We start from the raw sequence: 14,535 nt of genomic DNA on the forward strand, positions 1-14,535 counted from the left end.
GCAAACGAACGGGCCTCCACTCCGGGGAATACAATACAGTGAAGATGCACTTTATGACCTATGCGTCACGCCGTTTTGTCCTGGAGGGGCATTTTTTCATGACAAACGAAGCTGCGTCATTTCCCGCAACGGCATTGGACACTGGACAGCAATCTTGAGGATGGCGAGGCAATTGGGCGAGAACGCCGGCAGGTTCAACCCGCCAGCGTCGATGGAATGCCTCGCAAGACGGGGTTATGCCAGCAAGTCGGTCCAGGGTACGTTGCGCACCGGCCCCAGGGTGAAGCCAGCGCCTTGCAATGCCAGGTTCGCGTTGTAGAAGCGATCCTGGGCGAGCGCCTCGGACCACTTCTCACGCAGCGCCGCACGCGCCTCTGGCGTACTCGCCAGCACGCCGGACTGGATCACCTGCACGTGTGGCGTCCATACCGTCAGGTAGCCGGCCTGGCCGACTCTGAGGCACAGATCCACGTCACCCAAGGCATCGTCGAACAAATCGCTGTCTATGCCGTCAGCAGCGTTGAACAGCTGTTTGGAAATCATCAAGCAGGCAAAAGACACCGCCGAACAATTCTGCTCGACGACCAACCGGTTCATGTAGCCTCTGGCGGTCTTCGGCTCGCCGACGAAGGCCGAGCCCACTTCGTCATTCAAGCCCAGGACCAGGCCGGCCTGGGTGATACGCCCATCGCGCTCGACCAGCTTGGCGCCGACCACACCGACTTCCGGACGCAAGGCCTGGTTGAGCAGCGATTCGATCCAGTTGACGTTGACCACTTCACTGTCGGCCGCCAGGGTAACCAGATACTCGCCCTTGGCCTCCTGGCTGGCAGCGTTGACCCAGGTGCCCGTCGCGACATTCGGTTCGATATCCAACAGCCGAACGCGACTGGCTTGGTGCCCCTGGCCATCAAGCCAGGTGCGCAGCACGGAATGGTTCGCTGTCCCGGTGGGGACCAATACTTCGTAACGCTGATATCGGGTGCGCTGCAGTACGCTGAGCAGGCAACGTTGTAGCGCCGGCAGATCGCCAATGCCATGGACGATGATCGACACCAGAGGGCGCTCGGCAAATCGGTAATCGATTTTGTGCGTGCCCGGCACGACCGCGCTCACGTCAGCCTGATAACCACGAACCGCCAAGTGACGCAGCAATGTCTTGCGCTCGTCGGCATTGTCTTCCACCGGCAGCGCCTGGCAAGTCAACAGAGGTTCATCCAGGTGGGCAAGCCCCTCCAGGCCGTCCTGCTCGATCAAACGTAACAGCAGGTCGAACTCCAACGCATTCTTGAACTCGCGCGAATAACCGCCGAGCTTTACCAACGTCTCTCGGCGTACCAGCCAATGACGGGCCATCAAGGCCGGGGCGCTTTGCAGCAAGTCAAGGTTGAACCCTGGCCGGAAGACGTCGGCCAGCGTCCCGTCAGGCTGGCGCTGGAACTCATCCATAGCCACGGCCTGGCACTGTGGCGCGGCCAGAAATTCCAACCCCGCGCGGAACAGGCCACCCGGCGTCAATTCATCGCCGGCCTCGGCCATGACCATCCAATCGCAATCGCTTTGGCTGACAACCTGATTGATTTTGTCGACGTAATTGCTTTCATTGACTTTGACGAAATGCAGGACCTGCTGCGGTGTGGTCTCGGCCGGCAGGTCCCCAGTAGTAAACACGACAATCTTGAACGCCCGGCAATAGCCATTGATCACGCTGTCGAAGGTTGCCTGCATCTTGAAGACGTCAGCGTCCAGATCCAGGAGCAAAATGCCAAATCTCGGGCCCCCGTTGCGAGCAGCCAGGTATTTGGACACTTTCTGGGCTTCACTGGCGCTCGGTTCACGCGCCTCGAGCCAGCGCAGCAATTGACCGGAGCGTGTGGTGTCGAAAAACCTCGCGGTATTTTCAAACGCCGCTGCCTTGAGCCGCTGTTCCCAGGCCTGGATCATTTGCACGTAGCGCTTGTCACCCTTGGCCTGCATGACCTCAAGCAGTTGTTTCACCAGATCCTGGTTGAAGGCATAGCTCAGGAAAGCCCTTGCTAGTTGTTCATCAAGCGGCTCGGCGCTGGTGTTGCGCTGAGGGCGAGACAGCTCCTTCTGCTTGAGCATGACCGCTTCCAGCTCCTTCAACTGTACCTGCCCGCTTGGCGCCGCATGAAGCAGGAATTCCAGCGCGGTGAGCACGTCAAAAAAAGCCTGGCTATAAAACGGCAACTCAACGTATTGCGTCGGTTCGAAACGACGAACCGGTTCGCCACGCCGCGAATCCCAGGTCGACTCGAACAGTTTCCCAGCCTGCGGCACCGAACGCTCGACCAGCTTCTTGAGTATGGTCCGGGCATATTCCCACGCCAAAGCATCCGTGCTAAAGGCGTCGACCAGCATGGTGCTCATGCGCTCCTGTTCAGCGACTGCTCGCAAGTCCTCGGTACCAGGTGCCATGCCAACCGGGTTCCGTGGCTTCGCCACGCGACTGCGCTCGTGTACACCATAAGGAATGTCCAGCAAGCGAACCTTTGCATCCGTCACCAACCCAAAGCAATGGCCGGCCTCCTGCAACCGCGAATCAAAACCGACGGGCAACGAAGCGTAACTGCGCCGCAGGGTTTCAGTGCGCGTGAGTGCACTCACCAATGACGGGCAATCCTCGGCAAACACGGCCAGCCGGGCTTCGGCCGATGCGCCGGAATAATCTTCACAGCCCTTGCGGTCGAGCAGGTAATAGTCAACACGGTCGGCATGGGCCTCGAACGCCAGGCTGTAGCCTTGGCAGGCACCGTATTCAGCGTGTGCTTCGAGGAAACACAACGATTGCTCGAGCGCTTGGGGCAGCAGGAAACTTTCGGCATCGGCAATCGCCAGGTAAGGCGTGGCAACTCGCTCGACGGCCTGGCGAACTTTTTCGCCGAAACCTCCCGCTGTGGGCGCGTGCTGGTATTGCACGCTGGGGAATGCTGCCGTGATATCAGCATCGATCAGGCTCGATGAGTCGATCACCAGCACCGCAAACGAACTGTCGCGGTAGTAGCGCAACGCCCGCCGCAGGGCAGTCGACTGGTCGTGAGCGAGCAGCACCAGGGTAAACCGTTCATTCAACGGCGCAGTCGATCCTGTTGGGACATTGCTTTGCATATTCATTCCTTAACAAGTGGGTGGCCGCATCAGCGATACCGGAGGTTTCGCGGTTGAAACTCATCAATCCGGTAGCCAACCATTGGCCCAGTACTGCAGGTTATCGCCGCGCAAGATAAAGTCGCGCAGCACCACTTCACGTAATTCGTCGCCCATCCGGTAGCTGGCAATCGGATCCGCCAGGTGCATCCGGATTGCCTCCAGCCATTCTTCGGCGCTGTTGGTGAGGATCCGGGTGCAAGGCAGGTGTCCCCGATAAGCTTCGGTATCCGAACAGATGACCGGATAGCCGCACGCACCGTATTCCAACAGGCGAAGGTTGCTTTTGCAGTCGTTGAAAATATGGAATTCCAACGGCGCCAAGGCCAAGTCGAGATTCAGGCTGGCAAGTTTTGCCGGATAAAGCGCCAGGCTCACGCCAGGATGGAACTCATGGATATAGGGCTTGAGCAAATCGGGGCACATGCCAAAGAAAACCCATTCGACTTCGTCGGCCAGTTCCCGAACCACATCGGCAATGAGCTCCAGGTCGCCACGGTGGCTGGTGCCGCCCCCCCAACCGATACGCGGCTTGCTGGAGGTTGCACGCTGGCTTCTGAGCTGATTCCACAGGCCGGCAGCCAGCATGTTGGGCACCACGCGGATGTCGTGGTGCATGCTCGACAAAGCGTCTGCCAATGGATGGGTGGACACCACCACCCGATCACACAGGCCGATCCCCTGTCGCAGCAAGTCCTCAAGGTTGTCCGGCATATTGCGGCGATGTTCGTTTTTCTCCGGGACCCTGGCGATGTAGTCATCCAATTCGTAGATGCGCATGGCGTTGGAGTAAGTCTTGACTTGAGCGATGTCCTTGAACTTACCCACGTTATAGCGACCTTGAAGCACGATCACATCCGGCGACTGGCGCTCGATGTCGATGATCGAAGGTGTATCGTAGGCAACACGCCCCACGATTCGCCCGGCCGCTTCCAGTTCGAACAACGGTTGGCTGACCCGGTAATGCCCCACTGCCGAGGTATTGACCGCCAGCCCCAGAATCGAAGGTACGTTGCGGGTGATCAACGGATTCCATCCGGTGCGTGGGCCGGGCTCAAGACTGAAGCTTTTCCCGGTCAGGGTCAGGTTACGGTTGTAGGCAGGATCGTTGGCGATCCTGGGCAACCAGCGCTGATAGAACGCCTCTTGCTCATGCTCCAGCCGCTCTTTCCACGAAGGATCACGACTCGCTTCCATACCGGACGCCAGCACGACATCACTGTAAGGTGTGGTGACGATCAGATAACCGTTTTTTCCCACCTGCAGGCATAACTCCAGAGAGTTGATGCGCTGCGTGGTGATCGACTCATCGAACCCACCGGCCTCCTCCAGAACCTGCTTGCGCACCAACAGGCAGTGATCGCCGACAGCACTCCAGTTCTGCACCGTCTGCAAGCGTTGCATATAGCCGCCAGACGTTACTGATTCGTTGACGAAGGCCCTGCCGGCCAACCCACCCAGCCCCATGATCATGCCGGAGTCGATGACCCGGCCTTGCTGGTTAAGTGTACGAGGCCCCACGATACCGACCTCGGGACGTTGTCCTTGATTGAGCAACTCACCCAGCCAGGCAGCTTCCAGCACAATGCAATTGGGGTTGAGCAATAGCAGGTATTCGCCGCGGGCCTGTTGTGCTGCGAAATTGCGGATGACGGCTTCGCTGCCGCTTCCCGAGTGCAAAAATATTCGCAACTTTTCGCTGCCCAGCTCGGCCATGGCTCGCAACCAATGCTGCAGCTCGGCGTTTTCACTGGCGTTATCGACAATGATGATTTCGTAGTGCGGATACGCGGTCGTACTGATCAGGCTGTTGACGCAACGCTCCAGCGCGCTCAGGTCATCCTTGACGCTGATGATGATCGACACCAGTGGTCGCTCGGCGAATAGGTATTCGATACGCGGGATCAACGCCAGGAGCGGCCCTGGGTGAAGCCGGTGCGGCACGCCGATACGCTGTAGATGAGCGCCGATCAGCTGGGCGTTTTGCTCGACGACCTCAGGTAATGACAGCCATTGGGCAAACGAAAACGTCGACTCGACCTGGACTTCCGGAATATGACCAATGACCTGCGGCCCATCCGTTTCCACCAGTCGCCAGATCAAGTCATGGGGCGCCAATTCGCCCAGGCTCGAATCGAATCCACCCGAGGCCAGGAATCGCGCACGCTCGAAAGCCAGTGTCCGACCGACATAGGGATAACCGCGCATCAGGTCGAGATTGAAGTCGGGCTTGAAGATCGGCTCCACCGACTTGTCATCCACCAGCGCACCTTCATCGCTGTAGAGACAGGCAGCAGCTGGCGAGCTGACAATCCGGTCGGCCATGATCAGCAGTGCCGACTCCGTCAAGCGATCGCCGGCACGCAGCAGGTAGAACCAATCGGCGCCGTCCAGTTGAGGCAACAGCCCGTTGAGCTGCTGCGCCCAGTCCGCTTGCAGGCCAAGGCGCAGGACATGGTTATCCACAGCCTGGCGACCGTTGGAGAGCAGCAGCACTGATTCGCAGGCATAGGCTTGGGCAGCAATACTCTGCAGGGTAACGCCCAATGCATAAGGATTGTCCTGCTCATCGATGATGATGGGGATGATCATCGGACGATAAGCCCAGCGGGCAATCTGCCGGGACAAGACTTGCTTGCGCAATGGACTGAAACGTCGACACGTCAACCACTGCGCATAGAGGTCTGCGTAGCTTTCGATATCAGTGCCGACTTGCGAGCCGATGACGCCCTGGCGAGTCGCAATGACCGAGTAGACGTTGATTTCTTCCCACTCGGGCGCCCCTGGCTCCTTGGGCTGCCCCAACGACTGGTAACGCACCCAGCCGCTGGCTGGTGCCGGCTCGCCGCTGCGCTGGGCCAGCATTTCCTTGAGCCATGTCAGTTCCACCGTGGCCGTCTCAACCATCTTGAACTGAAGCCCCAGGCGCTCTGGATGCAACCGCTGGCCGCTTCCCTCGGCGTAAAGCTGGACCAGATTACCCCGGCGCAACAGGCAGATGAACAAGGCAAAATCGAGGACTGCCTCGAAGCCTTCGCCGGGCAGCGCCAACGCTGGCAGCAAGGCCTCGACATCTGCGCGGCGCATCAGTGCGCCACTCAAACCGCCGAGAATATTGCGGGTGGTTTTTTCGAAGTACGCCAGCATGTCGTTGCCGTTGAACAGCGCATCGAATTGCGTGATGCCCGTGTTTTCAACACGGACCGGCAAGGCGTAGTTGTCTGCATCGATTAAATGATGTTTGTTGATCACCAGCGATACTTGGGCATGCTCCTGCAGGATGGCCGCCTGTTGACTGACACAGAACGCCAGCAGCTGGTCGTCATCGCACAGGAACTTGATGAACTCGCCCCGGGACTCTTCAAGACAGCGCAGCAGGTTCTGCTGGAAGCCCAGCCGGGTCGGGTTGCTCAGGTAGCGCATCGCAACCTTGGAGCCCGCGCCAAGTTCCTGGACGATCTGCTCGATTTCATCGGTGCGGCAATCGTCGCAGATGACAATCTCAAGGTTCTCGTAGGTCTGCTCGAGCGCGCTTTGCAAGGCGAGGCGGAAAAAGCGTGGGTTGAACGCGGGGATGGCGATGCTGACAAGAGGAGCTGATTTCACACGCTTGGCTCTCAACCGGTGGGCGCCAACTCAGGCGAGAGCAGGACGTCCTGAATCGTATAAAGGAACGGGTCAGGGACCGCTTATAACGTCACGGTCCCGGCCCTGGATCACACTTTGTTGAACAGGCCCAATTGAGCGATCTTGCTGAACGCTAACTGCGACGCTTGAAGCATAGTCTGCTGCAAGGTCAGGCGCGTCATCACCTCGGCCGCGTCGGAATCACGAATCGCCGACTGGGTCTGCGTGTTAGCCAGGACAAAGCTCTGATTGGTATCGCTCTGGGTATCGAGCGACTGGCCGCGACCGCCGACCGAACTCAATGCACTGGTCAACTGGTCAGTGCCGCTGGCCAGGTTACCGATAGCCGAAGCCAGTGACGCATTCAGTTTCTGGATGGCGATGTTGTCGCCATCGGTCGGCGTGTTCAAAGCAGTCCGCAACTGGTTCACGGTGTCCAGTACGTTCTGCGTCTCGTGGGTATTGACCGCGATGCTGAACTGGTCGTTGGCGGCCACGGCACCATTGAGCGTGAAACTCACACCTGATGCGGTGGCGACGTTACCCGCCAGGGTGCCGCTGGACACCGGCTTGCTGTCGGCGTTCAGTGGCGCGGCGTACAGGTCGAAGTCCGTGGCACTGGTAAACTTCAGCACCGCCGCCCCCGTCGGGAAACTGGCGTGGTAGGCCACTGGATCGGTGATCTGGCTACCGGTGATCTGAGTCGCGGTGGTGTTGCCCGGGCTGCGGGCCGGAGTGAACGTATCGGGTTTGGCGGCCAGGGTGAAGGTATGGCCTGGCAACACCGTGCCGGCAACGTCGCCCGCTTGAAGATTGACGTTCAAGGTCAAGTCGACGCCGCGAAAGCTCACAGTCTGCCCGATCTGGTTATTCGGCTCGATGACCCCGCCCTTGCTGGCTTCGGCGGTCACATCATTGCCGCCCGAATCGGTGATTTTCAACTGGGTGCCGCTGACAAATTCCACTGTGTACGGCTCGCCACTGCGGAACTGGCTGTTGTAGGTCACGCTGGACGACACTTGGCCGTTGGTCAACACCACGCGACCATCATCCACCGCCGGCGCGGTCATGGTGACCTGGCTGCGACTGGTGTTGACGGCTTGCTGGAACACTTCCCAGCCAGTGCTGTTGGTGGCCATCGACATGGTGTCGCCGATCGGCAGGTCCAGGGTCACCTGGTCGCCGTTGTAACTGTAGGTACCATCGTCGTTGCGGGTGAACGGTACGACATCGCCCTTGGAACCGGAAAAGATGTATTTGCCGTTTTCATCCTTGGTGTTCATCAGGCTCAGCAACTGATCTTCGATCGACCCCAACTCCGAGGCAACGGCTTTACGGTCCGCGTCGGTGTAGGCGGCGTTGCCGGCACTGACGGCCAATTCCTTGGCGCGCTGCAGCACGTTGCCGATGCTGGTCATGACCGCTTCGGTCGTGCCCAGGGTCGCCTTGATGGTGGTGACGTTGGCTTCATATTGGGAAAGCATCGAAGCCTGGTTGCCCAACTGCAACAGACGCGAAGCGCCCACCGGATCATCGGCGGCGGTGTTCACACGTACCAGGCTGCTGGCTTCTTCGCTGGTCTTGACCACCTTGGCGAAGTTTTTCTGGTAGTTCGCAGCCGTGCTTTCGTAAAACTGAGAAGTAGAAATGCGCATGGGCTACGGCTCCTTAAAGACTGTTGATCAAAGTGCTGAAGATTTGCTGCGCCGCCTTGATGATCTGCGAAGACGCGGTGTAGTACTGCTGGAACTTGACCAGGTTGCCGGTTTCTTCATCCAGGTCCACGCCCGACAGCGAATCGCGGGCGGTCTTGGCATTGTCCAGGATCGCACCAGTGGCGGCACTGTCGAGCTTGCCCTGGGCGGCCTTGGCGCCGACGCCTTCCACCAGCTTGCCGTAGGCATCGTTCAGGGAAATACCCTTGCTGGAGGAACCGGTGTCCACGGTCTTGGCGGTCTGCAAGCCGGCCAGGACAGTACCGTTACGGTTGTCCAGGCTGCCGGGCTGGCTGAGGCTGACATTGATGGACGCTCCGTTGGACGGAGCACCGGCAATGGACATGTCGAACGTGACGGTGCGTTGTACCGGTGGCACGGACGAATCCATGATCGGGGCGCCACTGGCATCCTTGAGCGGAACACTCAGGCTCAGGGTGTTGCTTTCCCCAGGTTTGATCGTGCCATTGCTGATCTGAACGCCCTTGGCATCGAGCAACTGATAAGCCTGGCTGGTGCCATCGGCGGACGTCGCGCCGAACACCACCTTGACCGGCATGGAGTTCTTGATGCCGTTCTGGACGATGGTCGTGGTGGCGGCGTCGTAGATGTCCAGCTTGGTGGTCATGCTCGGCTGGCCGTTGGCCGGAATGGTCAGCGTACCGCTGCCCCCTGGCACGATGGCGGCACCCAACGGCGCGGCAATCGCCAGCCGCTTGGAGTCGGTCATCTCGGTCTTGATATTGGCCGCCTCGTTGCGGGTCGGCGTGAGTTTGAATGTGTCGCCGGCGGCCGCGGTGCCGTTGGCGAAGGTCATCGAGAAACCGTCAATCACCGGCGGCGGCGTGGTCGCGGTGTTGAACGCGCCCATCGAGGTGCCGTCGGGCAGGCGCTGGACGGTGTAGTCCGTACCGCTGGTGAACGTTACCTTGTAGTCGTTGGTGGTCAGCTTGCCGGAGTCTTTGATGGCGATGTTGAAGTTGCCGGAGCCGGCGCTGTTGTTCAACGACGCAACGCTGCGCTGGCTGATCTGCGCGGCGCTGTTGATGTTAGTGAACAGGTTGGAGCCGAAGGCCCCGTTCATGTCGATGCCCGAGGCCTGGATGCTGTTCATCTGGTCGGCGACCACCAGGGCCACGCGGCCCAGCTCGTTCATGGCCGGATCGAGCACGGTGCTGCGGTAGCGCATCAGGCCACCGATCTCGCCGCCGGTGAGCACCGACGTCAGGTCCATGGAGCTGGAACCGCTGTTGAGCTGGATACCTATGCGCCCCGGATCGTTCTTGTCCGGCACCGCTTGCAGGGTATTGACGATGTTGCCCATCACCAACGGTTGGCCGGAGCCCAGGTAGATGTCCAGGCTGCTGCCGTTCTCGACGACCTGCGTGCCAGTGAACGTCGAGAGCTGGCGAATGGTTTCGCTGCGGGCATCGAGCAGGTCATTGGGCGCGCCGCCGGCGTTGGAGACTTCGGCGATTTTCTTGTTCAACTGCGCAACGGTAGCCGCCAGGTTATTGACCTGGTCGACCATGTTCGACAGGTTGCCGTTGATGTTCTGGCTCTGCTCCGTCAACTGGTTGGCAACCGAATTGAAACGGTTACTCAAGGCCTGGGCGTCGCTGAGCAGCAACTGACGGGATGCATCGTCACCCGGCTTGGCGTTGACGTTCTGCACCGAGGCGAAAAACTTGGTCAGGGCACCATTGAGACCGGTGCCGCTGTCCGACAACAGGGAGTCGAGCGGAGTGATCTGGCCCTGATAGGCCGCCGCGTCACTGTTGAGCGACGTGGTGGTTTTCAGTTGTGCTTCAAGGAAGGCGTTATACACCCGGCGCACATCGGCCAGGGTCGTGCCGGAACCAATGAACACGTTGCCGTACTGGTTCGAAGCCTTGGTGGTCTGTACGGTCTGCTGGCGCGAATAACCGGCGGTATCGACGTTGGCGATGTTGTTGCCCGTGGTCACCAACGCAGTCTGGCTTGCTGACAGACCCGACATCCCTATATTGAGCAAACTCATGGTTCAGACCTTATAAAGTCGTGGTGGCGCCTGCAGAAGCGTAGTTTTGGTAACTCGTCATCTGCCGGGCTATGTTCGAAATCTTGCTGGCGTAGTGCGGGTCGGTGGCGTAACCGGCCTTTTGCAACTCGCGTACAAACTGTTCCGGGTTATCGGCAGACTTCAGCACATCTTGATAGCGACTGTTGCTTTGCAGCAGGTTGACCAAGTCGTGGAAACTGTCGCGGTACGAGGCGTAGGAACGGAACTCGGCCGTCTCCTTGACCATCGCACCATTGCGAAATTCGCTGGTGATCGCCCGGGCCGAATCGCCCTTCCAATTGGCGCTGGCCTTGATACCGAACAGGTTGTGACTGCTGCTGCCATCGGGCTGGCGCATGACCGATTTGCCCCAACCGGTTTCCAGAGCGGCCTGGGCCACCAGGTAACGCGGGTCGACACCGATGCGGTCGGCCGCTTCCTTGGCCATTGGCAACATGGCGTTGACGAATTCGTCGGCATCGCGGAAGGCCTTGCGTGCCGGTGCCAGCGGTGGCTGGGCCACGGCGCGGCCATAGACCTGCATGTCGCCTTTCGGCTCGGCGGCCTTGAGTGCGGCCAACCAGTCGCCATTGGCCAATTCGCCAGTCGCCGGCTTGACGGCGGCGATGGCGCGATCCGTCAGGACGTTCTGTGCAGGCACATCGGCGTTGGCCGCGGCCGAAGGCACCAGCCCGGCAAGCAGGCGGTCAGCCAGTTTCGGCGGCAAGGCCAGGCGGCGCTGGTTGATCAGCTCCATGTCATTGCGATGAGTACCCTCGCCCGCCCCTTGCGGCACGTTCACCGCCCGGGAAGCCCACAGCGGACGCTGGCCGTTGGAGCGTGAAAGAGGACCGTCGGGCAGCGTGCCGGCGGCCACTGGCGTTGGCACCGCTGCCTTGGCGACCTTGTCCAGCGCCTCTTGCTGCTTGGCGGCCGACAAGCTTGCCGCCTCGCCTGGCGCCAGCGGTTTGTTCTTGGACATCTGGCGCAGCAGCACATCGGCCAGGCCGATACCACCGCCTTCGCGGGACATGGAGACGGCCAACTGCTGGTCGTACATTTCCTGGTACTGCTTGGCTTCCGGCGTGTTCATCGGATTGTCCTTGCCCAGCGCATCGGTGGCCGAACGCATGGACTTGAGCATTTCGCCAAGGAACAGCGACTCGAATTCCTGAGCCACTTTACGCAGGTTGCCGTCGCTGTTCTTGTCGCCAACCTTGAGTTGGTTCAGTCGGTTCAAGTCCGAGTAGGAGCCCGAATCCCCGCTGATCAAAGTGCCCTTGCGCATGTCCATGGACCGGTCCTCAAATCACGATCAGGTCGGCTTGCAACGCGCCGGCCTGTTTCAAGGCTTCGAGAATCGCCATCAAGTCGCCTGGCGCCGCGCCGACCTGGTTCACCGCCCGGACGATTTCATCCAGGGTAGTGCCCGGGCCGAACTTGAACATCGGCTTGGCTTCTTGCTCGGCATTGACCCGCGAACGGGGGACCACGGCTGTCTGGCCGTTGGACAACGGACCAGGCTGGCTGACGATCGGGTCTTCGGTGATGGTCACGGTCAGGCTGCCGTGGGTCACGGCGGCCGGAGACACCTTGACGTTCTGGCCGATCACGATAGTGCCGGTGCGCGAGTTGATGATGACTTTCGCCACCGCCTGGCCCGGGTCGACCTCGAGGTTTTCCAGGATCGACAGGTAATCGACCCGCTGGCTCGGATCCAGTGGCGCGGTGACGCGGATCGAGCCGCCGTCGAGGGCCTGGGCCACGCCTGGGCCGAGCATGTCATTGATCTTGTCGACGATACGCTTGGCGGTGGTGAAGTCGGAACGGTTGAGGTTCAGCGTCAGGCTGTTGCCCTGGTTGAAACCGCTCGGCACTGCACGTTCCACCGACGCACCGCCAGGGATGCGACCGGCCGACGGAACGTTGACGGTGATCTTCGAACCGTCGCGCCCTTCGGCATCGAAACCGCCCACCACCAGGTTGCCCTGGGCGATGGCGTAGACGTTGCCGTCGATACCCTTGAGCGGCGTCAGCAGCAAGGTGCCACCGCGCAGGCTCTTGGAGTTACCGATGGACGAGACGGTGATATCCACCTGCTGGCCAGGCTTGGCGAACGCCGGCAGATCGGCACTGATCGACACCGCCGCGACGTTTTTCAACTGGACGTTGCCGGAGCCGGCCGGCACCTTGATGCCGAACTGCGACAACATGTTGTTGAAGGTCTGCAAGGTGAACGGGGTCTGGGTGGTCTGGTCACCGGTGCCGTTCAGGCCCACGACCAGGCCGTAGCCGATCAACTGGTTGGAACGCACGCCGGAAATGCTGGCGATGTCCTTCAGACGCTCGGCTTGAGCGGTAAAGGCTGCCGACATTACCAGGGCACCGATCAACAGCTGCTTAAGATTCAACTGGGCCACCTAGAAAGGGAACTTCGGGCTGAGGAAGAAACGGTCGAACCAACCTGGCTGGCTCGCATCGGCAAAGGCACCGGTGCCCGAGTAGGTGATGCGTGCATCGGCCACCCGAGTCGACGAAACCGTGTTGTCGGTGGCGATGTCATCGGCGCGAACCATGCCGGCGATGCGCACCAGTTCGTCACCCGTGTTAAGGGTCAGCCACTTCTCGCCGCGCACGACGATGATGCCGTTGGGCAACACATCGGCGACGGTCACGGTAATCGAGCCGGTCAGGCTGTTGCTCTGGCCGGACTTGCTGTCGCCCTTGGTGGCACGGTCAGAGTTGTACCCGGCGTTGAGGCTCAGGTCATTGCCCCCGATCGGGTTGTTGGTGGTCAGGCTGGAACCGAACAACGACGTCAGGCCGACGCTGGTATTGCTGGTCTTGTCCATTTGCGAGTTGGCGTTCTTGCTGGCCTGGGTCCGCTCGTTCAGGGTGATGGTGATGATGTCACCGACCCGGAAGGCCTTGCGGTCGCTGTACAGGTTCTGCTCGAAGCCAGCCTGGTAGATCGAGCCATTGTTGGCGGCAGCCGGCAACGGCGTGCGCGGCAACACCGGGGCGTAATACGGGTCATTGGGCCTGGGTGTCGGCGCGACACAGCCCGCGAGTGCGGTGATCCCACTCAGTGCCAGAACAGATACGAAGCGTTTCATGACCCTACCTCTTGGTGTTGCAGGCGCCCCTGGGGCCGCCCTGTCTACGTAATGACGGACGTTGCGACGTGATTACAGATTCTGCGTAACGAACGAGAGCATCTGGTCGGCGGTGGAGATCACTTTGGAGTTCATCTCGTAGGCGCGCTGGGTGGTGATCATGTTGACCATCTCCTCGACCGTGCTCACGTTGGACGTTTCCAGGGTGTTCTGCAGCGTGGTACCAAAACCGTTCAGGCCGGGAGTGCCGACTTGCGGCGCGCCACTGGCGGCGGTTTCCAGGAACAGGTTATTGCCCACCGCTTGCAGGCCGGCCGGGTTGATGAAGTCGGCGGTCTGCAGGTTGCCGATCACTTGGGAGGCCGGGTTGCCCGCCACCGTGATGGACACAGTGCCGTCGCGGCCCACGGTGAACGTCTGGGCATCGTTCGGGATGATGATGGCCGGCTCCAGGGCGAAACCGCTGGCATTGACGATCTGGCCGTTGGAATCGAGGTGGAACGTACCGTCACGGGTGTAGGACGTGGTGCCGTCCGGCTGCAGGATCTGGAAGAAACCGCGACCGTCGATGGCCATGTCCAGCGGCTGCTCGGTGGTTTGCAGGCTGCCGGCGGTGAAGTTTTTCTGGGTGCCGACAATGCGCACACCGGTACCCACTTGCAGGCCCGACGGCAGTTCGCTGTCCTGGGTCGACTGGGCGCCAGGCTGGCGTTTTACCTGATACAGCAGGTCCTGGAACTCGGCACGATCACGTTTGAAACCCGTGGTCGAAACGTTCGCCAGGTTGTTGGAAATGGTCGTCAGGTTGGTGTCCTGGGCGGACAGACCTGTTTTGGCAACCCATAGAGCCGGAAGCATTCGATTCTCC

8 protein-coding genes are annotated in these 14,535 nt (G+C 60.3%); all 8 read right to left on the reverse strand.

From position 1 onward, the window contains the following. Positions 1–234: 234 nt before the first annotated feature. The gene (locus tag F7R20_RS22175) at positions 235–3,129 is read right to left on the reverse strand and encodes a TIGR00180 family glycosyltransferase (protein WP_033028070.1); all 2,895 of its coding nucleotides are present in this window, start codon (positions 3,127–3,129) and stop codon (positions 235–237) included. A gap of 63 nt (positions 3,130–3,192) precedes the next feature. Next, complete coding sequence (locus F7R20_RS22180) at positions 3,193–6,774, reverse strand: glycosyltransferase (protein ID WP_003199062.1); 3,582 nt, start codon at positions 6,772–6,774, stop codon at positions 3,193–3,195. Between the two features lie 110 nt (positions 6,775–6,884). Continuing rightward, positions 6,885–8,450 (reverse strand): flagellar hook-associated protein 3, encoded by a 1,566-nt coding sequence (locus F7R20_RS22185; protein WP_003199059.1) that lies wholly within the window; start codon positions 8,448–8,450, stop codon positions 6,885–6,887. A 13-nt stretch (positions 8,451–8,463) separates the two neighbouring features. Continuing rightward, entirely contained in the window at positions 8,464–10,530 is a 2,067-nt protein-coding gene (gene flgK, locus F7R20_RS22190) for a flagellar hook-associated protein FlgK (RefSeq protein ID WP_003199056.1), read from the reverse strand. A 10-nt stretch (positions 10,531–10,540) separates the two neighbouring features. Then, positions 10,541–11,845 carry a flagellar assembly peptidoglycan hydrolase FlgJ gene (gene flgJ, locus F7R20_RS22195; protein ID WP_003199053.1) on the reverse strand — a complete coding sequence of 435 codons (1,305 nt, stop codon included), beginning with the start codon at positions 11,843–11,845 and terminating at the stop codon, positions 10,541–10,543. A 10-nt stretch (positions 11,846–11,855) separates the two neighbouring features. Beyond that, positions 11,856–12,926 (reverse strand): flagellar basal body P-ring protein FlgI, encoded by a 1,071-nt coding sequence (locus F7R20_RS22200; protein WP_161796644.1) that lies wholly within the window; start codon positions 12,924–12,926, stop codon positions 11,856–11,858. 45 nt (positions 12,927–12,971) lie between these two features. Further along, the gene (gene flgH / locus F7R20_RS22205) at positions 12,972–13,667 is read right to left on the reverse strand and encodes a flagellar basal body L-ring protein FlgH (RefSeq protein ID WP_003199049.1); all 696 of its coding nucleotides are present in this window, start codon (positions 13,665–13,667) and stop codon (positions 12,972–12,974) included. A gap of 72 nt (positions 13,668–13,739) precedes the next feature. Continuing rightward, a complete protein-coding gene (gene flgG / locus F7R20_RS22210; RefSeq protein WP_003199045.1) occupies positions 13,740–14,525 on the reverse strand; it encodes a flagellar basal-body rod protein FlgG in 786 nt (261 codons plus the stop codon). Positions 14,526–14,535 lie beyond the last annotated feature (10 nt).

This window comes from Pseudomonas brassicacearum subsp. brassicacearum (assembly GCF_008801605.1).
Lineage (GTDB): Bacteria > Pseudomonadota > Gammaproteobacteria > Pseudomonadales > Pseudomonadaceae > Aquipseudomonas > Aquipseudomonas brassicacearum.

What these genes read in the sequence shown, in the direction of transcription:
- flgJ (WP_003199053.1), bottom strand. Translation starts at nt 11,845, where the DNA reads ATGGACATGCGCAAGGGCACTTTGATCAGCGGGGATTCGGGCTCCTAC.
- flgH (WP_003199049.1), bottom strand. Translation starts at nt 13,667, where the DNA reads ATGAAACGCTTCGTATCTGTTCTGGCACTGAGTGGGATCACCGCACTC.
- F7R20_RS22175 (WP_033028070.1), bottom strand. Translation starts at nt 3,129, where the DNA reads ATGCAAAGCAATGTCCCAACAGGATCGACTGCGCCGTTGAATGAACGG.
- F7R20_RS22200 (WP_161796644.1), bottom strand. Translation starts at nt 12,926, where the DNA reads ATGTCGGCAGCCTTTACCGCTCAAGCCGAGCGTCTGAAGGACATCGCC.
- flgG (WP_003199045.1), bottom strand. Translation starts at nt 14,525, where the DNA reads ATGCTTCCGGCTCTATGGGTTGCCAAAACAGGTCTGTCCGCCCAGGAC.
- flgK (WP_003199056.1), bottom strand. Translation starts at nt 10,530, where the DNA reads ATGAGTTTGCTCAATATAGGGATGTCGGGTCTGTCAGCAAGCCAGACT.
- F7R20_RS22185 (WP_003199059.1), bottom strand. Translation starts at nt 8,450, where the DNA reads ATGCGCATTTCTACTTCTCAGTTTTACGAAAGCACGGCTGCGAACTAC.